The organism is Marivirga atlantica, from assembly GCF_016734805.1.
Lineage (GTDB): Bacteria > Bacteroidota > Bacteroidia > Cytophagales > Cyclobacteriaceae > Marivirga > Marivirga atlantica.
This window is the reverse complement of sequence record NZ_JAERQG010000001.1, coordinates 224,338-245,916: the sequence shown is the minus strand read 5'-3', so window position 1 is coordinate 245,916 and position 21,579 is coordinate 224,338. Positions and strand designations below refer to the sequence as shown.

At 36.9% G+C, this 21,579-nt stretch carries 14 protein-coding genes; 6 read left to right on the top strand and 8 right to left on the bottom strand.

The window, feature by feature from the left end:
• The first annotated feature begins 1 nt into the window (after position 1).
• Genes pheS through JKP34_RS01165 form a run of 3 tightly spaced genes read left to right on the top strand, consistent with a single transcriptional unit; the run spans position 2 to position 2,338 of the window.
• Complete coding sequence (gene pheS / locus JKP34_RS01175) at positions 2-1,027, top strand: phenylalanine--tRNA ligase subunit alpha (RefSeq protein WP_201916860.1); 1,026 nt, start codon at positions 2-4, stop codon at positions 1,025-1,027.
• Positions 1,027-1,881, top strand: a complete 855-nt coding sequence (locus JKP34_RS01170; RefSeq protein WP_201916858.1) for a 3-hydroxyacyl-CoA dehydrogenase NAD-binding domain-containing protein — start codon at positions 1,027-1,029, stop codon at positions 1,879-1,881. Before pheS ends, JKP34_RS01170 begins: the two co-directional genes overlap by 1 nt.
• Positions 1,871-2,338, top strand: coding sequence for a hypothetical protein (locus JKP34_RS01165; protein WP_201916856.1), 468 nt, complete (start codon positions 1,871-1,873; stop codon positions 2,336-2,338). Before JKP34_RS01170 ends, JKP34_RS01165 begins: the two co-directional genes overlap by 11 nt.
• Here the strand turns inward: JKP34_RS01165 and JKP34_RS01160 are convergent.
• From JKP34_RS01160 to JKP34_RS01130, 7 genes are all read right to left on the bottom strand, one after another.
• The gene (locus JKP34_RS01160) at positions 2,335-3,093 is read right to left on the bottom strand and encodes a LytR/AlgR family response regulator transcription factor (protein WP_201916854.1); all 759 of its coding nucleotides are present in this window, start codon (positions 3,091-3,093) and stop codon (positions 2,335-2,337) included. The genes JKP34_RS01165 and JKP34_RS01160 overlap by 4 nt on opposite strands.
• On the bottom strand, positions 3,090-4,148 hold the full coding sequence (locus tag JKP34_RS01155; RefSeq protein WP_201916852.1) for a sensor histidine kinase: 1,059 nt from the start codon (positions 4,146-4,148) through the stop codon (positions 3,090-3,092). The genes JKP34_RS01160 and JKP34_RS01155 overlap by 4 nt, the downstream gene beginning before the upstream one ends.
• A 32-nt stretch (positions 4,149-4,180) precedes the next feature.
• On the bottom strand, positions 4,181-4,822 hold the full coding sequence (locus JKP34_RS01150; protein WP_201916850.1) for a tetratricopeptide repeat protein: 642 nt from the start codon (positions 4,820-4,822) through the stop codon (positions 4,181-4,183).
• 42 nt (positions 4,823-4,864) lie between these two features.
• The gene (locus tag JKP34_RS01145) at positions 4,865-7,024 is read right to left on the bottom strand and encodes a TonB-dependent receptor (RefSeq protein WP_201916848.1); all 2,160 of its coding nucleotides are present in this window, start codon (positions 7,022-7,024) and stop codon (positions 4,865-4,867) included.
• Between the two features lie 186 nt (positions 7,025-7,210).
• Positions 7,211-7,570, bottom strand: coding sequence for a hypothetical protein (locus tag JKP34_RS01140; protein WP_201916846.1), 360 nt, complete (start codon positions 7,568-7,570; stop codon positions 7,211-7,213).
• Positions 7,571-7,595: 25 nt separating this feature from the next.
• Entirely contained in the window at positions 7,596-10,817 is a 3,222-nt protein-coding gene (locus tag JKP34_RS01135) for an FG-GAP-like repeat-containing protein (RefSeq protein ID WP_201916844.1), read from the bottom strand.
• 31 nt (positions 10,818-10,848) lie between these two features.
• The gene (locus JKP34_RS01130) at positions 10,849-12,147 is read right to left on the bottom strand and encodes a PorP/SprF family type IX secretion system membrane protein (RefSeq protein WP_201916842.1); all 1,299 of its coding nucleotides are present in this window, start codon (positions 12,145-12,147) and stop codon (positions 10,849-10,851) included.
• A gap of 225 nt (positions 12,148-12,372) precedes the next feature.
• Here JKP34_RS01130 and JKP34_RS01125 point away from each other — a divergent pair, with 225 nt between their 5' ends.
• The 3 genes from JKP34_RS01125 (at position 12,373) to JKP34_RS01115 (ending at position 20,568) form a co-directional block, all read left to right on the top strand.
• Complete coding sequence (locus JKP34_RS01125; RefSeq protein ID WP_201916840.1) at positions 12,373-13,176, top strand: outer membrane beta-barrel protein; 804 nt, start codon at positions 12,373-12,375, stop codon at positions 13,174-13,176.
• Positions 13,177-13,492: 316 nt separating this feature from the next.
• Positions 13,493-19,594: a T9SS type B sorting domain-containing protein gene (locus JKP34_RS01120; protein WP_201916838.1), complete on the top strand. Its 6,102-nt coding sequence runs from the start codon at positions 13,493-13,495 to the stop codon at positions 19,592-19,594.
• Between the two features lie 5 nt (positions 19,595-19,599).
• A complete protein-coding gene (locus JKP34_RS01115; RefSeq protein WP_201916836.1) occupies positions 19,600-20,568 on the top strand; it encodes a PorP/SprF family type IX secretion system membrane protein in 969 nt (322 codons plus the stop codon).
• Positions 20,569-20,613: 45 nt separating this feature from the next.
• On the opposite strand, the gene JKP34_RS01110 is transcribed toward JKP34_RS01115, so the two are convergent.
• Positions 20,614-21,579, bottom strand: a complete 966-nt coding sequence (locus JKP34_RS01110; protein ID WP_201916834.1) for an AAA family ATPase — start codon at positions 21,577-21,579, stop codon at positions 20,614-20,616.

The window sequence follows — 21,579 nt, the reverse complement described above, 5'->3', positions numbered from 1 at the left end:
CATGTCAGATAAGATTGCAGCATTTAAGGAAGAAATAAAGAATGCTTCGGCCTCAAATCAGGAAGAGCTTGAAGCATACAGAATGCGTTTCATTAGTAGGAAAAGTGTTTTGGGAGATCTGTTCAACGAAATTAAGAATATAGCTCCCGAGGATAGAAAGGCTTATGGTCAATCAGTGAACGAAGTTAAGCAATTGGCCGAAGATAAATTTAAGGAGTTGATAAGCTCTTTAGAATCTTCATCTGGTTCGGAGTCATCTAAAGCCCCAATTGACTTGACTCTGCCTCCCTTAGAGAACTTAGGTACATTACACCCTCTTACTATTATACATAATAGAATAGTAGAGATTTTCCAGAAAATAGGATTCAATGTAGCTGAAGGACCTGAGATTGAGGATGACTTCCATAATTTTACGGCATTAAACTTTCCTGAAAATCATCCTGCAAGGGAAATGCAAGATACTTTCTTTATTGAGAGTAATCCTGATATAGCCTTAAGAACGCATACCTCTTCCATACAAATTAGGGTAATGGAGAATCAAAAGCCTCCGTTTAGGACCTTAGCCCCAGGAAGAGTGTACAGAAATGAAGCCATTTCAGCTCGGGCACATTGTTTCTTCCATCAAGTGGAAGGTTTTTTTGTGGATGAGAACGTAGGCCTCGTTGATTTGAAGCAAACGCTTTACTATTTCGCGAAGGAGTTATTCGGAGAAGATACAAAAGTTAGGTTTCGTCCGTCTTATTTCCCATTTACAGAGCCAAGTGCGGAAATGGATATTTCATGTAATATATGCCATGGTGAGGGCTGTAATGTTTGTAAGTATTCAGGTTGGGTTGAAATTCTAGGTTCAGGAATGATTGACCCTAATGTGCTAGAGAATTGCGGAATTGATTCTGAAAAATATACAGGTTTTGCCTTTGGAATGGGTATAGAAAGAATTGCGATGCTGAAGTTTCAGGTAAATGATTTAAGACTTTACTCTGAAAATGATGTGAGATTTTTGAATCAGTTTAAAAGTCTGAGTTAATGGATTTATCTTCAATCAAAACAATCGGAGTTGTTGGTGCGGGAACTATGGGATCAGGTATTGCCCAAATTGCAGCAATGGCAGGTTATACTACTAAACTCTTTGATATTAATGCTGATGCAGTAAAAAAGGCTGAGCAAGTTATCATCAAAAATCTTGAAAAAGGCATAGAAAAGGGAAAGGTATCAGCAGAGCAAAAAGAGGAAGCACTGAGTAATCTTTCATTTAGCAATGAGCTTACTGATTTAGAGGCTGATTTCATTATTGAAGCAGTAATTGAGAAGCTAGAAGTTAAGCACGATATATTTTCTCAGCTTGAAGATGTAAATAGCAAACAGACCATTTTAGCTACCAATACTTCATCCATTCCTATTACGCAAATTGCTGCAAAATTGAAAAGGCCTCAAAACCTTGTTGGCATGCACTTCTTCAATCCTGCCCATATCATGAAGTTAGTTGAGGTGATTTCCGGAGCCTCGACAAATAGTGAAGTAGCTGCTGTTACTAAAGAACTAGCTGAGAAGCTTGGTAAAAAAGCTGTGATGGCAAAAGATTCTCCTGGTTTTATCGTTAATCGAGTGGCCAGACATTTTTATGTTGAAGGTCTTAAAATAGCAGAAGAAGGTGTGGCTGATTTTGAGCAGATAGATAGATTGATAGAAAGTTCAGGTTTCAAAATGGGGCCATTCAGACTAATGGATTTAATTGGAGTGGATACGAACTTTTCTGTTACCACTTCCATGTTTGAATCTTTTTACTACGATGCTAAATTTAGACCAAGTAGAATTCAACAACAAAAAGTGGATGCGGGTCACCACGGAAGAAAAAGCGGACGAGGTTTTTATGAATATTAAATCATTAGTTAAGGTAGCATTAGGAACAATATTATTTTTCATGTTTTCGGCATGTGATGATGAAACCAATAATCTGCTACCTGATGAAATGCCTTTTCCTCAACCATTTAATAGAACTATAAACCTCACTCTTCCGGCTTATCAACAAGTTCAGTTTGATAATCATTTATACTTAAATGATATAGGTTTGAAAGGAGTTGTGGTAGTTCGCTTGGGTGAAAACCAATATGCTGCTTATGAAAGGACATGCCCAGTAGAACCAGATAGCACTTGTGCTATTGTAACTTATACTAATTCAGGTGCTGGCTCTTCATATTTAAGTTGTGAATGTGGTGAGGCGGTTTATCGCGATTACAGCGGAGAGCCATCTAAAAGCCCTGAACCAAGAAAGTTACGTGAGTATGCTTCTTTCCTATCAGGTTCATCCCTTACTATTGAGAGCACTATAGTGAATTAAGCGTCAAGCCAATCTTTAAGCTTTGCTACCTTCTCTCGGCTAACCAAAATGTCCTGATCATCACAATTTTTTAACTTCACTTTTAACCTGCTGTTGCTGTAAGCAAAGACTTCTGAAATAGCCTCCAGACTTGTTATGTATTTCCTGTTTAATCTAAAAAAAGTTGATGGATCAATTAGTTCCTGCAACTGATCCAGGGTATAGTCGATTAGATATTTTTTCTGCTCGGTAGTTTGAAAGAAAGTAGCTTTCTGTTCACTATAGAAGAAACTAATTGATTTAGTCTCAACTGACTTTATCTTATCACCTATTTTCACCATAAAGCGCTTTTTATAGTTTTGAGTAGGAGAGGAAAGCATTTGCTGAAGTGCCTTCATATCAATAGATGGAGTTTTATCAGCATGAAGCTTCTTAAACTTATCAAGGGCACTCTCCAAGTCTTCTTGTGCAATCGGTTTTAATAAATAGTCTACACTATTGAGTTTGAAGGCCTGGATAGCATATTCATCATAAGCTGTACAGAATATGATTGGCTTGTCTGTTGAAATGCTGTCGAAAATGGAAAAGCTGAGCCCATCAGCTAACTGAATATCAAGAAATAACAGATCGGGATGTGAATTATCATTTAACCACTGGATAGCTTTTTTAACACTATCAAGGCACGCCACTATCTCAACTTCATCATCTATTGTTAAGAGCTGTTTTTTTAGTCGTTCCTGAGCTGGGATCTCATCTTCAATGATCAGTACGGTCATGCGCTTTTCATTATGGGTAATTCAACAATAAACTCTTTTTCGTTTTGAGTTACTTTCAATGATTCATCAGAAAAGTAGCTCAGTCTGGAGCGGATGTTTTCTAAACCTATACCAGTACTATTTTCTTTGATGTCTTTTATTTGAAGATTGTTACGAACAATAATGCTGTCTTCCTTTCCAATAATTTCAATGTGTAATGGGTCATCGCTTGAGATGATGTTGTGCTTAATAGCATTTTCTAATAACAACTGAAGTGATAGAGGCGGGATTAGAGCCTCTTGGTTTTCTACATTAATTTCAACTTGAAGGTTGTCACCAAAACGAAGCTTTTGAAGGCCAAGGTAGTTTTCAAGGAATGATAATTCTTGCCTCACAGTAACCAACTCTTCCTGCTGCACTTCTATTACATATCTGTAAATTTTTGATAACTTCTGAATGAAGACAATAGCTTTCTCCTGATCATCGTAAACTAAGTTACTCAGGGTGTTGAGCGAATTAAATAAGAAGTGAGGGTTTAGCTGGTTCTTTAAAGATTGGTATTGTCCTTGAAATCTATCAGCTCTTAATTTTTCAGAAGCAATTGCCGCTGTTCGCCATTCAAAAAGAAATGCTCGGGTAGTAAATGCTATTGTAACAATTAGTGAAATGATAATGGGCCAGCGGGTATTTCTTAGAATGTTGTCCCATGGAAGTGTGTCAAAAGTGAAGTCATAAAAACCCCACAAGAGTATTGTTGCGAACAGAAAGCCTACGATAAAGGCGTAAGCCGTGACTGACAGCAATTCGACTATCAATCTTTTTAGAGGCTCATGTATCCAGCTAATTCTCGTATCAGTAAATTCAACTATAACCGAGATTCCATAGCTCAAAGCAAGGGAGATTATAAAAGAATAAAGGAACTCTCGCCATTCATTAAAAATAGCGAGAGATGTGGCTTTATCAGGATGAAAAGATATAGTGATAATCGCAGCAATTATAGAATTAACAATTAATAAAGATTTAAGCGTTTTTACTGATCGCCAATTCTTTGGTGCGTCTCTATTGTCTTTACTCATATTCATGAATCCCTAAATTAAGTTATTTAATTTTATTGACATCTTGAAAGCATAGCTTTTGCTCCACCAAGCCCCCAAGAAGGCATAATACCTTCCGAAGGATTTTTCTCGAATAAACTGATGCTTTGTTGAGTCATAGCACAAGCTTTCTCTGTTCCGCTTCCGAAAAACTGAGCCATTCCATACTCCATTTGTGCCATTAGGTAAAGAGCTCTTGGGTTTTCAGGATTCTGCTGTATGGCTTTTCCAAAGGTTTGCATCACCTGAGGTGATAATGTTTGACCTCTGCTAGCAGCATCAGCAGTTAATTTTCCCATTAAGGCATAACCTTTTAAAGCTGTTAGTTCAGAGTTGTTAGGTGAAATTTCTTCAGCATTTTCCACAAGCACAATTGCCTTGTTTAAATAAATGTCTTTTTCATCTAATGAAAGCGTTTCGTTGAAACCCATTTTAACATAACCGAATGCAGCGTAATAAAGTGGCAACCATTCTGTGGCCTCCTTTTGTGCAATTCTTTCAAAAGCATTAGCAGAAGCTTGTAATTCCTCTAAAGACTGACTTTTGTTGAACTGCTCAATTTTAGCTTTCATTGCTTTGATGTAGGCTGAGCTATCATTTGCTTTGACAATTACTACAGCGAAAACTAATGCGATTGATAAAATTAACTTTTTCATGATTTTAAGATTTAGTGATTTAAAAATTTGATTGTGGTTTTATTAAAGGTTGTTAAGTTGATTAGCATTTTTGTCTTTTGATAGGGTGAGAAAAACCCCTAAGAATATAAACCTGTCTGCCACCTGGCTTATTGGTCGCCCATTCATTATACCTGAAGTATTTGGTTGATTGGCATATTCATATCCGAAGATATTTTGAGACCCAAGTACATTACTACATTCAAAATGGATGATGAGGTTAGGCTTTGGCAGGTAACTCCAGCTAAAACTAAGGTTGTTATAATCCTTTGTCATAGATTGCATTTCACCTGCTTTGTTTGGGTTGTGAAACGGGTAGCCGCTATTCCAACTGTATGAAAAGCCTAGTTGAGAATGTAATGGCTGAAAGAATCTTTTCATCACCACTGAAGCATTGTGCTTAGGCGCATAATTTGGTGTTACCTGGCTGCTGAAGTCTTTAAAGTTTCTTTTACTGTCAACAAATGAATAGGTGATCCAAAAGTCAGTTTCCTTCAGAGATCTATTATCTCTATAGAAAAGATCAAACCCTCTTGCGTAACCTTCTCCTGAATTTCTTAAGCCCTCATAGTCAAATCCATCAGTATTTGAATATTGAACTAATTGGTTGTAATTCTTATTAAAAAGCTCTCCTCTAAATGTTCTGCCCTTTTTGCTGTATAAGTAGTTTAAGATATAGTGAGAGGCGGTGGCATTCTCCAAGTTGTTTTGCTGAACTCTTAATTCTTCTTTTGGAAGCTGCTTGAATTGACCATATGCTAAAGAGAATTGTCCGTTTTCATTTACTTGATAAGCTAAAGAAGCTCTTGGAGTGGCCCAAAATTTATTAATTAAGTCATTATAAGAACTTCTTAATCCAGCTCTTAGCACTAACTTTTTACTGAAATAATAGTCAGCCTCCACAAAGTGATTAGCGGTTAACTCATTGTATGCTCTTACTGCTTCGTTGTTAATAACTTCTTCCGAATAATGCTTTTGGTAGGTTTCAAAACCATTTTTATAGGAGAACCTGTCTGAAACATCGTGGACTAAAACTCCTTTTACATGAGCTAACTTATTTACTTTTTTGAGGGCAATGTTTTCTAATGATATCTCATCAGTATTGTAGGATAATGAAGCACCTCCATAGTAAGACCAGCTCTCATTGATCGTGTTTTTGAAGCTTACATTCCCAAAATGATAGGTGTTATCAACAGTAGTATGAATTTTTTCTGTTTCATTAATATCATCTCTATTGATGGCGAGACTGGCTGATTCCGTATGTACAAATGCTTTAAGTAAGCCAGATTTACCTATTTTTTGTCTTCCGAGTGCTTCTACGTTCCAATTACTTGGTGCATTAGTGAACTCCATATTTTGGTTGATAATTGACATATAAGGTGCCAAATCCATAAAATTGGCTGAAGCGGTAAATGCGTTTCTTTCACCTACTAAAGTTTGAGTTATGCCACCACCTATAGACATCACGCTAATATCAGTTTGGTTTCTAAGTGGCATATCTATAGTGTTAAGAACTAGTGCGGAAGAAAGTGCCTGACCATACTCTGCAGAGTAGCCTCCGGTACTGAAGAAGCTTCCTTTAAATAGGTTAGGGTTAAATCTTGAACGAGTAGGTACATTTTGTGCGGTACTGCCATAGGCATTCCCTACCTGAAGGCCATCGAAATAAATATTGGTTTCTGAGGCATCTCCACCACGAACAAATAATCTACCATCGTTGCCAACTGTAGCAGTTCCTGGTAGTTTGTTAAAGGCACCCACTATATCTCCTAAAGCTCCTGAAGTAGTTACAATATCCAGAGGCTTCATAACAACGGCCTTCTTCATATCGCTGGCCTCCATAGCTCCGGCTGATATAGTTACTGCATTAAGCTGATCTATTTTTTCTTTTAAGGTGATGTTAATGGTGATAGTGGTACCATTACAGTTAATCTGTTTTTGGTAAGGGTGAAAGCCAATCATTGAAACAATTAGTGTTTGCTGACCTGATTCAGTGGTAGCAAATTTAAAATTGCCTTCTATGTCTGAAGAGGCGCCATCATAGGTGTTTTCAATAAAGATGTTAGCACCAATAAGGGCTTCACCTTTCTGTGATTTAACAACACCACTGATTTGGGTCTGACTTAGTACCTTTAATGAGGTAAGTAATAAAATTGATGTGATAAATAGGTTGAGCTTTTTCATCTTCTTTGCGTTTTTGATGATGCTAAGGTGGATGAAAGCTCATTTAAATAGAATTAAAGCTTACTGAACTGTAGAATTAATGGGATGAAGTGTATTTATTACTGATCAACTTTAGTGATGATTAGATGAAATGAGAGAAAATAGAATAAGACAAGAGTGACTGTTCAGACGACTTACAAAGGATGACTAGTTTAAATGCTTCTTAAAATTTCCATTTTCATCAAAAAGAGATTTGAGATGATATTCAGTTATTGGGATTACAAGAATGCTCTTCAAAGCAAAAAGTGATAGATATGTAGGAAGATAGTTATATTTGAACACTAGGTATAATAACAAATGCTCGATAGTCATTTCTATACTAATGACCCACATAATTTTTGACGAGAACGAGTTGGCCTCATTTTGAGTATGCTCATTGAGTTTTGAAAGTCTGGTTTTAAACCCAATCCACTGTGATTTTCTTAAACCATTAACTTTTTCTGAAAAAAGTGCAATTATCAAATAAAAGAGAATAGCAATTAAATGATAATACCAGTAAAAAGTCATTTTGTTAAATGTATAAGTTTCCCATCTACCTCAACAATGTAATACTTCCAGACTTTACCAGGCCTGCATCGTCACACCTGATTACGAAATAGTACACACCATCAGGTATTGGTTGACCATTTGAAGTGCCTTGCCAATCATTATTATATGGTTTGGCTTCATAAATCTTATTTCCTGTTTGATCATATATTTCTATGCCACACTGGGGATAGTTACTTATTTCTTCAATTTTCCATGAATCTGCAATGCCATCATTGTTGGGAGAAAAGAACTTTTCTGGCACTATGACATCACCTATATTGCTTTCTTCCACCCTTATTTGAATGCTGGCACTGCCAAAACAACCACTTGAATTCGTTCCTTCAACTGTAACAGTTGTTGAATTGGATATAACCATTTGTACCTCATCTGAAGAGTTTCTGATTATAGCTGAATCTGGTGACCATATATAATTGGCTAAGCCAGTAGCATTTAAAGTAATGGTGTCATTTGGTGAAATGACCGTATTTGAGGCATTTAATTCAACAGTAGGAGAAGGAGCGGAAGTAACGGTAATTTCACTTGTTCCTTCACAGCCATTAGCATCAGTTACGGTTACTGAATAATCACCAGCCTCTCTAACAATTATCGAAGAAGAAGTTTCTCCCGTACTCCAGTTGTAGGTATTAAATGGATTGTCTACAGAAAGCACACTACTATCACCTTCACATATTGCAGTGCTTGATGAGTTAATTGAGAAATTTAATTCTCCGTTAATGGTTATTGATTGACTTAGCTCTGAGGTACAAGTTGTAAATCCATCATAAGTAATCTCCAAAGAAACATCGAAAGTACCTGAAGAATTATATATGTGGGTTGGGTTTCTTTCTGTGGAAACATTTCCATCTCCGAAACTCCAGGAATAATTAACGATGGCATTATCATCAACTACGGATTCATCAGTAAATGAAAGTGAGTTGCCAGTGCACGCCTCAGAAGGAAAGGTGAAACTAATTTGCGGTTGTGCCAAAATATTGACGACTGCCGTATCAGTGTTTATTGGAGAACAACTTGTATTGTATGCTACTTTTGCAAAGTAATTACCTGTTTCTGTTGGAGTATAGCTGTTATTTGTTTCTCCAGTGAGAAGAGTGTTTCCATTAAACCACTGATATCCTATTGCACCTGTTGATGGCGAAACTGATAATTCAATAGTGGCTCCTTTACAATAAGTACCCGAACCATTTAAAGCAAAATTAGGTGCATTTGTTATTTCGACTATTGTGCTAACTGTCTCTACTATACATGAACCTGAGTAAACATCAACAGAGTAACGTCCGGCCTTTGAGATATTAAAATCTACTACTTCAACCTGATCTCCAGCCTCAGTAAAACCTTGAGGGCCATGCCAAACTAATGAATCAGCATTTACCTCTACAGCATTCGCTAATTGGAGAAATAATGATTCGCCCGTGCAAATAGAGCCTACATCATCTATTATTGCAGAAGTCAAAGTATTAGAGTCTGTAATTGTTACACTTACAGGTTCAGGATTACCCGCACATACTTCAATATTTGCGTCAATCTCTACCGAATACTCACCTGACTGTGCGCTGCTTGCAAGCTCAATAAAGTTATCAGTACTGGATTTAACTGTATCGCCATCCTGTAGCCAATGGTAAGTAACACCCTCCATAGCTTGTGTTTCTAAAGTAATTGAATTTCCAGTGCACACATTTATGGGGCCGGACGGTGTTATTGTTTGTATAATGCATTTTTGGTTTCTTAAAACAGACAGTTTATTAATACCATTGCCCCCAGATTCTACACTTGCGAAGACAATATCTGGCTTGCTATCACCATCCATATCTGCTGCTCTTATATTTCTATTGATGAATGTTACTGGTAATGTTCTGCGTACAAAGTCGAAACTATTTTCTCCCTGATTTTCAAATAAGTTGATAGCTGTGCTACCTATAGTAGCTATTAATATGTCTAAGTCACCATCTCCATCCATATCTCCAACATCTAAACCCCAAGGAAACAGGTTTGAACTAATGATGATTGGAGTCTCAAAGCTTGGGCTGCTTGCAACACCTGCTGTGCTATTAGGGAAAATGGCAATGGCATCATCGTCAAAAAATGTTACAATAATATCTGGTTTGTTATCATTGTTCAAGTCTGCCACTTTTACATTCACTAAGTCTTCACCGAAAGTAATTTGTTCAAAGCTTTCAAAAGAGAAATTACCAGGAGTACTTTGATTTGAGGCAATAAAGAAATTTTCATTTTGAGTTGGATTAGTGATTATCTCAGCTTTACCGTCTCCATTAAGGTCTTCAACCTCTAGCCCTGATGTTCTTTGAGCACCGTCAACCGTAAGTTCAATAATAGTGGGAGTTGGTGGGTTTGGTCCAAAAGTGGTTAAGGCCGTATTATTAACAAGTATATAAATTTTGTTATTATTCTCGCTAGAAACAATAATCTCAGGTTTACCATCTAAGTCTAAATCCTTTATAATTACACGTTTAGTAGAAACACCTTCAAGCGCAATAACTTTCTGTTGACGGCTAAAATTGCCAGGTCCTGATGAGTTATTGCCAATAATAAACAACCTAGTCCCTATAGTAGCATCAGTTGCTTCGGTAAAAACAAGATCAGGTTTTCCATTTCCTGTAATATCTCCAGAAGTAACATGATATGACAGTGAACTTATGCTGCTTGCTGAATAAGGGTCTAAATCAACATTTGAAGCAATAGGAGTCCAATCTATATTTCCAGGAGTACTATTGTTAAAGTAAATCGAGGGGAAATTACTTTCTTGGTTTGCGGAAATGATGTCATTTTTTTGATCTCCGTCTAAATCTGCAATAGTTATATCATATAGACCTGCAAAGGCATCTACATCTACCTGAGCATCAAAGTTAGAAGGTGCTATACCTGATTCTCCCTTAAAAGTCAAATAGAAATCTTTTTCTGAGTAATAATAAAGACCTGTAGAGGTGTTTAAAAGTGAAATATTATCGAACGGAGTTCCTGCAGGAGGCTTCACTTCAACCAGCTGATCCGCAACACTAATAATTTCACCTTCAATATTGCCAAAAAATACTCTGTCAAAACCAGCAAGTCCTTCACCTTTTAAACTTATTAACTGACCAGAATACCCATTATCAGGATCTAGTATGCTAATATTTGAGGACTGTCCACTCGCCTCGCGGATTGCGCAAACGATTAAGAATAGAAAGAGATATTTAAGTAGTAATTTCATCTGCTATTAAAACAATGCTTCGTGCAGTTATTTATAAATCTACAATAATCACCTTAATGTTTTTGAACTTGGTTAACTCTTCTGCTGCCTTTTTATCTTTGTAGGCGTCTCTTTTTGAATAAGTTTCATAAATATAAACATAATAGACCCCATTGTTTTTGTTGTAGAAGATATCGGATGAAATGTCTTGATCTTTTTTCAACTGCTTAACGAGCTTATCAGCAGAATTAAAATCTTTATACTCTTTTACCACAACATAATACTTTCTTTTGGCAGTTTGCTCCTCATCGCCACCTAACTGAACATCTTCACTTGAAAACCTAGGGTTATGAGTTTCTGATCTTGATAGAGTTCTAAGCTTAGGTTTATTTTGTTCAAGCTTTTTCTTTTCACCAATTCTTAATTTAAGTTGTACCTCATGAGCACCATTTGCAAAACCCTGCACCAATTTGCTGGAAGGCTCATAAGCATAGCTAAAGGCAACATTTTTTATGTTGAAGCCAAACATCCCTGAAGCACCATAATTGAGCCGGTAGGATGCACCTAGCCAAAAATTCTCGTTAAGATTTAAAGTTGTTAATAATTCAATCCTTTCATCTACTAACGCTGAATACTGGTACAGTGCATAAATCTGTAAAGGTGAAAAAGTATCTTCAATTTTGACTCTTCTTTTATAGCGACCGCTTCGTTTGGTTACAATCTTGGAATCAATGCGCTTTTTAAAATAGGCCATTACTGTTACCTCATCAAATGGAGAAAAATCATAAGCCTCAAAATTCTTTGTATTTACATAACTAGGCTCAAATAATTGAGGTAGAGAAACTCCGAAATTTAGACCTATGGGTGACTCGAATTTCATCCCAAAGTTTGAAATTGGTTGGATGTTATTATCGAGGAAATTAGCCAAGGCAGGATCACTTGGATCATTGATTTGGCGTACATCTATGCTATTAGCTGTTAAACCTGCAGACAAGCCAAAGCGTAAACTGGCGCTTGATCTGAAATAAACGGTATAAGCATAAGTAGCCAAAAAATCGGTGGTGGATAGCAATCCTCTATTGAAGTTCCTTAGATTTACGCCTAACGCCCAATTTTTATAGTCAAAAGGTGATTCAAAAGTGATGGTAGTTACAACTGGAGCTCCTTCAACTCCTCGCCATTGTTGTCGATGGTTTATTGAAGCATTCATAAAAGGATAGGCGCCAGCTTCAGCAGGGTTTAGTAAGTATGGGGTTGTATAAAAATGATTGTATACAGGAATTTCTTGTGCTTGTGATGAGAGCACATTAAATAGGAAGAATATATATAGTACACAAAAAAAATTATTCATACTACTGATAACACTTTCACACTTATTCCCTGATCACTTATTTCATCAAGTAATGTAGAATTAAACAGCAATGTATTAATTAACAACTCAATTTTTAGCATATTTCGACCGAAAGTTTACACATTTCATCGTCTAATTCTATAAGTTCGTCTTTAGATTTAGTCAAATTTAACACTAAATTGCCGCAATCTTTTGTTTGTAATGAAGACACCACTAAACCGTAACATGCGCTGCATAAAAAGAATATTAACGTTACACTTAATAATCACATGCTTAACTGTATTAGGGATAGAGCCATTATACGCGCAATTTTATATAGGGCCTAAAGCTGGAGCTCGATTATCGTGGTTTGAATATGAGGATTTTGATACAGAAGCATACAAAAAAGAGCCATCATTTGGATACAATGTGGGGGTAAGTACGGCTTTCAAAGTTAGAAAAAGAATTTTTCTTGAGTGTGATGTACTTTATTCTAATCAGAAAAAGATTGTTAAGGGTGTTATTGACCAAAGGCTTAAGAATAAGGCAACCTATCACTACCTAAACCTACCTATTTTGTATAAGGTAGACTTTAGCCAATCTTTATGGGATAGAAATTTTAAATGGTATATGGGAGCTGGCCCTAATATCAATTTGTGGCTAGGTGGGAAAGGTTCTCTGAAAGCTGTTGAATTATTTGAAGAAAGCATTGATAAGCTCAATTATGAAATAAGCTTTGAGGAGTATCCTGAGGACCCAGTTTTGGGTTTGCTTTATGTCCCTGAAGCCAACAGGGTACAGTTAGGATTGATTTTTTCTTCAGGTTTGAAATTTGAACCCGCACCTGGTCAAACACTCAATGTTGAACTGCAATTTCAATGGGGTCATTCTGTAATGGCAAATCAAGAAGCTTTATTTGGGGGTGTTTTTGCTTATCAGGATGACTTCCGCACCAAAGCTCATAGCGTACAATTATCAGTAAGTTATATGTTTGATATTATCACTAAAGGTAAAAAGGAGAAAAGACTATATTACGAAAAGCTGGATTAAGTAGTTAATGGCGCTCAGCTGGATAAGCCACAATCAATTTTTGGGTTGGTTAAATTGTTTAATTAATTCTTCAATATCCTTTTTCAATCCACATACTGTTAAACTGTCGTAATTTCTACAAGTAACTACTTAAGCCAGATGAACAATCAGTCTATTTAGATTTGCTTTTTGTAAATTAAGCGATTCCTTAGTTTTTCTTACATGAGTGGGCTTTCGCTTTATTTACACCTGTAATGACTAAGCGGATTGAGGAGCATTCAATATATTTGTAAAGTGGGAAAAGCTCTCAACTAATAACCACCAAAAACCTATAATTATGAAGAAGATACTTTTCACCTTTGCAGCCTTAGTGTTTACGCTTATTACATTAAAAGCCCAACAAGCTGAAATTTGTAATAACGGTATTGATGATGATGGAGATGGTTTCGTTGACTGTTTTGATTCTGATTGTACTGAAACAGCTGAATGTGAAGGCTTTTATTTAGGAAATGATGCTTCATGTGAAGCAGAGCCCTCTGAGTTGCCAGCATTTAAATTGAAGTTTGCCTATTCATCTGATGATGACGTAGTTAATAACCTTAGTAGAATATCTATTGGTGATTTAGACAGTGATGGTATTCCTGAAATAATTACTCAAAACAGATATACCAAAAGAATTTTCTTGTTAAATGGTATCGATGGTAGTGTAAAAAAATCCGTTGTGGGTAATTCTGGCACAGTATTGTGGAGGTCTGCAATTGCCAATGTAAAGGGTGATAACTGTGCTTGGGTTTATACTGTAGAGGGCAACAAAGTCGTGGCCTATGATTGTGAATTAGTAAAACAATGGGCATCGGAAAATACTGGTGATGAGCGTTTTAATATTGGTTTTGCAGATTTTGATGGCGATGGTCAAGCGGAATTGTACTACAAAGATGAAATCAGAGATCCTATTACAGGAGTTCGTTTGGCCAGAGGGGATAGAGCAAATTGGGATAAAACGGGTGACGGTTCAGTTGCAGTGGATATTAAAGGAGATGAAGACCTTGAGTTAGTTTTAAATGATAAGATTTACCGCGTTAATACAAGTGCTTCCCGAACGCAAGATAGTTGGTCACTCACAAAAATAGATGATGCTAATATAGGTTATAAATTGAAAGGTGGTAATAGTGAAAGTGCTACTACTAGTGTAGCAGATTATAATTTAGATGGTTTCTTAGATGTAATTTTCACTGGCGCTGATGAAAATAATTATACAACGGTTTTTTTCTGGGATGTAGAAAATGAAACTACGAAGGAATATACTTATACTGAATCTATTGCCAACTATGGAAAAGGATGGCACAATGGCACAGGTCGTATAAACATTGGTGATTTAGATGGTGATGGCCAATTAAATGCGGTTTTTGTTTCAGGTAAATATGTGCATGCGCTCGATGAAAATTGGGAATTGTTATGGTCAAAAGAAGTTTTTGAAGAAACCTCAGGTATTACGGGTTGTACATTATTCGATTTTAATGGAGACGGTAAAACAGAGATTGTGTACCGAGATGAGGATTATTTATATATCTTAAATGGAGACGGAACAGTTGGAGACGAAATAAAGTGTAGGTCTAGAACCAATATTGAATACCCAATAGTGGCCGATGTAGATGCAGATGGTTCTACTGAGATATGTGTGGTATGTACGCCAGACTCTTACGAGCCAACTTGGCCTGGTAGGTGGTTAGATTTAGATGATCCAGCTCAAGTTAGAATTTATGAATCGGGTGGTGAACCTTGGGTGCCAGCAAGAAGGGTATGGAACCAACATGGTTATTTTAATGTGAATATTAATGATGATTTAACAGTACCAAGACGACAGCAAAAACATCATTTGGTCTGGTCTAATGGTACTTGTCAGCCAGGCCCGGTAAGGCCATTAAATGGTTTCTTAAATCAATCACCTTTTTTAAGTTCAGAGGGTTGCCCTACCTATGCTTCTCCTGACTTGGCTATTATAGAAAATACTTTTACAATTAATCAACCCACTTGTCCTGATACGGACTTTACTGTAAGCTTTAATTTTGAGAACATAGGTGATGTGCCGCTTTCAGGTGATGTGCCTATTACCTTTTATGATGGTGATCCACTTGTTGCTGGTACAAATAGATTGAATACAGAATATTTATCACTCACAAATTTCGCGGTGGGTCAGGTAGATTCAGCTATTGATATTAACATTAGCGGAAGTGGTTCGGCATTTACGCTTTATGCTGTACTCAATGATGACGGTGCTACTACGCCAGCTCCTATTACCTTTCCGAGCACTAATTTTTTAGAGTGTGATTATTTTAACAACATTGTAGCCGCAGATGTAAACCCGGCACCATTTACTTTATCTGCTGAAATTACAAATAACTTTGCCTGTGTAGATTCTTTATTTGCAAATGGTACGGCAAGAGTTTTTAGAGATGTTGGTGGATCTGAAGTAACCACAAATTATGATTTCTTTTGGTTTGATGGAACAGATACTTCTGGTACTCCTGATTTTGAAGGGATTACTTATACAGGATTAGCTCCGGGAACCTATTCAGTTTATGCCACTCATAATATTGCAGGCTGTAGCTCTGATACTTTAAGAATTCAAATTGCTGATAGTAGTACTACCAGAGATTTAGTGGCAACCATCAATCTTGACCAAGCCGTTACCAATTGTAAGAACCCTAATGGTAAGCTTACAGTTACAGTTAACGGAGGAGACAATGATCCTAACAGTGCCGACCCACCTGGTAAATATGATTACGTATGGTTTGAAGGGTCTCAGGTCTTTACAGGTGATACTATAGCTGTGTCACATACTGTGACAACACTTAGTGCAGGTTTCTATTCCGTAAGGATTATAGAGAAAGCTACAGGGTGCACGGTAACACAATCGGCTCAAGTACCGGACAATACCGTTTCACCTGATATTACACTTGATGCAACAGATATTGTTTGTTCAGCTTTAAATTCAGGAAGTGTTAGTGTTTCCGTAACAGGTGGTAACTCTGGCCACAAATTTGATTGGTTTGAAGGAACAAGTATAAAGCCTAGTGCAGACTATACCGGAGCTGAAGTAACAGGGCTTGCCGAAGGTTGGTATACGGTTGTGGTGACTGATAATAGTTCTAAATGTACAACTACTGATAGCATCAGAATTAATCAAACCACCGCTCCAGAAATTGAGAGTGTCTCAGGTACTAATAATATCTCGTGCGATAATAGTCAACCAAATGGTTCCGTGAGTGCTACCATAGTTGGAGATATAAATGATCATACGGTAGAATGGTTTGCTGGTGCCAGCACGACTGGTTCACCAATTGGAACGGGCTTAAATTTAAATAACCTAAGTGGCGGTGTTTATACCGTTAAGTTGACGATAGATAGCACAGGTTGTTTTGTGACAGATCAGGTAAATATTATAAATGATATAGTTCAGCCTAATGTAAGCTTAACAGCTCAGCCTATTACCCAGTGTTCACCTTTTAACGGTAGTGTAACAGCTAGTGTAGACTTGGATGACTTAAATGATTATACCTTCTTATGGTATGACGGCCAACAAGTAAAAGCTTCTCCGGATTACACTGAAAACGGAAATGTACTTGATGACTTAGCTCCAGGCTTTTATACAGTTGAAGCTTTCCATAATGCAAGAAATTGCTTTGATATTCAAACCATAGAGGTGGCAGATAGTGCAACGGTAAATATTGAGCAGGATAAAGCGATTTTGGACACTCCAAGTACATGTGCCGAGCGAAACGGTATATTACAGGTTGAGGTAAGTTCGCCAAATAATACATCAGGTTTTTTTATAGAGTGGTACAAAGGTAATTCATCATCAGGAAGTCCTTTTTTAACAGAAGATGGTGTATTCATTTCAAGAGCCGATAGTTTACTCACTGGATTATACACCGTAACTGCAACAGATTTAGATAATGGTTGTACAAGTCAGGAGGTACTTTATTTACCTTTTGATGAGGCTCATAAAATTGACACTGTTTTGATAGAAAACGCCACTACTTGTATTCCAAATAATGGAAGTATTGAAGTGATCGGTTTAGATCCGGCTCCAGGAACTACGGCTAATCAATATCTTGCCATTCTTCAGATACAGAATGGTGCCGTTTATGATAGTGTTACTACCCTTAGGGGCAATACCAATCCTTTAATTTTTGAGAATCTTGAAAAGGGTATTTATATAGTTCAAATTTATTCTGAAGTTTCAGAATGTTCTATTTATGAAATAGATATAGAGATTGAATTAGAAGTTGAGGATCCTGTAATTTCTGGGGTGACAAGACAACCCAATACTAATTGTATTTCTTCTACAGCTAATGGTTCTATAACTATAGAAGTTGATCAGGGAAGTATTGATTTAAATGATTATGTGATCAATTGGTATAGTGGCACAACTGTTGATCCATTAAATCAGTTGGCTTTCGCTGGCCTTACGGCTGACAGTTTAATGGCTGGTGATTATACTGTTGAAGTAATAAATGATAGTTCGCAATGCTCAGTAGTTGAAACCTATAGTATTATAGATAATATTACTACAGTAAGTATTGCTTCTGCAGATTTACAGCTAACGCCTGTAACACTATGTGGTGATCCTGGTAATGGAACTGCAACCATCATTAATGTTAATGAAAATGGTAGTCCTGCTAACATGGCTGATTACACATTTGAATGGTTTGAAGAAAGCGATACAGCTAACCCAATTCAATCTGGAACTACTAACACTTGGTCAGACTTAAGAGAGGGTATATATTATGTAATAGCTACGAATACAGCAACTGGTTGCGCTAGCTCACTCACGGAGTTTGTTATTGAAAGAGATATTGACGAGCCAGTGCTTAGTTTGGATTTTGACAATCCACAACTATGTGCTGTTCAGCCTGGAGCAGGTGGAGGTCGTTTAGAGGTAACAGTTTCTGGGCTAAGCGGTCCTTATTCTATCGCTTGGTTTGAAGGAACAGGTACTACCAATCAAATTGGCACAACTAATGCAGGACCAAGCAATGAAATCACCGATTTGACTGAAGGCTCTTATACTGTTAGGGTTATGGATAGTACTTCAAGTTGTACTTATGAAGAGACTTATCAATTAGTTACTGAAGTCAATCAAGTTCAAATTACGACTTCTGCTACACCAGTAACAAATTGTGATAGTGATAATGGCTCTGTGTTTGCCACGGTTACTTCAGACGGTGGTTACAGCTATGAATGGAGAACGCTCAGTGGTACTTTTGTTGCAGAATCAAGAAGAGTTGAGAATTTATCTGCTGGAGATTACATAATTATTGCAACAGATACTATTACTGCTGCTTGTACGGCAAGAGATACTATTACCATAGCTAATGAACAAGTAATACCAAATATTCAGGTAAACCAAGTGGATCCTTTAACTGTGTGTGACTTGAGTTTAGCCAATGGTGTTGCTAGCGCTTCTGTTGATGGAGAAATTGTAGGTTATACATTTGAGTGGTTTGAAGGAAACTCGGCCACAGGAGATATAGTTTATACTGGACCTGAATTCGCAGAAATGCAAGATATTGCTTATACGGTTAGAGCAACAGATAATATTACTCAATGCTCAAATGAAGCAACAATAACTATTACTTCTGATGTGATAGCAACTTCAGCACCTACGATAGAGGTTCTATCCCATGATACTCATTGCCAATTAGATAATGGTAGTCTGAGAGTAGATGTAAATGGAAGTACTGGTCGATATATATTTAACTGGTATGTGGGGGAAGAGGTAGGAGCAACTACCTTCGCAGTTGGTGAAAGAGTAACTAATCTTTCAGCGGGTATTTACACAGTTACGGCTACTGATACAAGAACGGGCTGTATTTCTGAACCAGTATCTGCTGAAATTATAGAAGACCTGGAGTATCCTGATTTTGAATTTGAAGTTCAAGGTGTTAGCTGTAACGAATCAAATGGTTATGTTGCATTGCTAATTACATCAGCGATTGAAATTAATACCATCGAATGGACTAATTCCGCTGGTATACGTGTTGGTACTGGACCAAGTTTAACTAATGTACCGGCAGACACTTATACTGCTAGTGTAGAAAGCTCCATGGGATGTAGTGCTGAGAAGGAAGTGACTGTACCAACTGAGATTAATGCATTCAATGGTATATCAAGAAACGGAGATTCTAGAAATAATTCCTTCAAAATTGACTGTATTTCAAATTTTCCTAATAATCTTGTAAAAATATACAATAGAGCAGGAACTTTGGTGTATGAAGCAAAAGGATATGACAATAATACTGTAGTGTTTGATGGCGTATCTAACAAAGGACTGAATCTGATGGGGACAAACGTGCCAGATGGAACTTACTTTTATGTAATTGATAAGGGTAACGGTTCTAAACCTGTAACTGGCTATTTAGAAATAGTAAATTAAAATAAATGCTTAATAGATTTAGGAAATACATTTACGCCTTTCCAATAATCATTTTATTCTTTTTTTCTGCTGCTGAGTCTGGAAAGGCTCAGCAGTATCCTATTTATTCACAATATATTTTTAATGGGCTCATACTGAATCCGGCATATGCGGGGAGTCATGTACAATTTAGTGCCTCTGCAATGTATAGAAATCAATGGGTAAACTTTGATGGAGCTCCACAAACACTGTTTTTTAGTGCGCATACCTCATTATGGAAAGAGCGAATGGGTTTAGGTCTTTTGGTTTCTGATGATAGGATAGGTAGCTATTCTAATCAAAATGTATACGCCAGCTATGCTTTTATTATTAAAACACCAGTCGGTAAATTAGCCATGGGTTTACAAGCTGGTGTTAATATGCTATCAGCAGATTATGAGGATTTAAATTTGGATGACGTAAATGATATTTCTTTTACCAGTCTTAACAATCAGCTAAAACCCAATTTTGGAACGGGTGTGTATTATTACAGTAAATATTTCTTTGCTGGCTTTTCTGTGCCTTTCTTATTGACTAATGGTTATTCTAATGCAGAACTTGAGAATGTTATTAATGGAGGTATTAGATCAGCAAGAAATTATTATTTGTATGGAGGAATGAACATCCCCTTAAATAGAGATGCAACTGTAAAGTTTCAACCATCATTGTTACTAAGGGGACAGGAAGGCTCTCCTTTAAGTGCTGATATTAATGCTAGCTTTGTCTTTTATGACTTATTGAGCGTTGGAGCATCCTATAGAAATATTGATGCTGTAGTTTCTTATATCGACTTAAAGCTAAGCGAGTCTTTTCATTTTTCTTATTCTTATGACTTAACAACTTCAGCCATTAGAGCTGCATCCAACGGAACGCACGAGTTTATGCTCAACTACAGATTTAAGATAAGAAGCATACACGGTAATATAGAATGTCCGAACTTTTATCAGTTCCTGTAATCTATAAAAACTATTGACTGCAAGTCGGTAAAAAAACTTATAAAGTTAAAGAAGCTTTTCTATGATAGCCTCAATAGTTAAACCTTCGGCATCTGCTTTAAAGTTCTTAACCAATCTATGTCGCAAAATAGGAGTGGCAACAGCCCTTACATCTTCTATATCAGGTGAATACTTTCCGTTCAATAAAGCGTTGCATTTGGCTGCTTTAATTAGAAATTGTGAGGCTCTTGGCCCGGCACCCCATTCCAGGTAAGTATTCGTGATGTCTTTGCTTAAACCGGAGTTTGGGCGAGTTGAATGAACGAGCTTTACAGTATATTCTACCACATTATCGGCAACAGGGACTTTGTCAACTAGCTTTTGAAATTCAATAATCTCTGCAGCTGATAGTACTGCATTAATTTGTTGCTCTGCTTGTGAAGGTCCGTTTTTCACGATACTTAACTCATCCTCATAGCTAGGGTAGTCAAGATTAATATTGAACATGAACCTGTCAAGTTGTGCTTCAGGTAGTGGATAGGTACCCTCTTGTTCAATCGGGTTCTGGGTAGCTAATACAAAAAACGGATTAGGTAATGCATATTCTTTTCCTGCAACAGTTACATTTTTCTCCTGCATGGCCTCTAACAGAGCTGCCTGAGTTTTTGGAGGCGTACGGTTTATCTCATCTGCTAGGATGATGTTATTGAAAACAGGGCCTTTAATAAATTTAAAATTTCTATCCTTATCCAGCGTTTCGGCTCCTATGATATCTGAAGGCATCAGGTCAGGGGTAAACTGAATTCTATTAAAATCCAGGTTCATAGCTGATGCTACAGTTTTAATAAGTAATGTTTTTGCAAGGCCTGGTACACCAACCAAAAGGCTGTGAGCATGACAGAACAATGAACTTAAGACAAGCTTAACCACTTCATCTTGCCCAACAATAATTTTGTTGATTTCAGTTTTAAGTGACGTGTACTTTTCATGCAAGGCATCAGCTGCCTCTACCTCATTTGCAAATTTATTCAT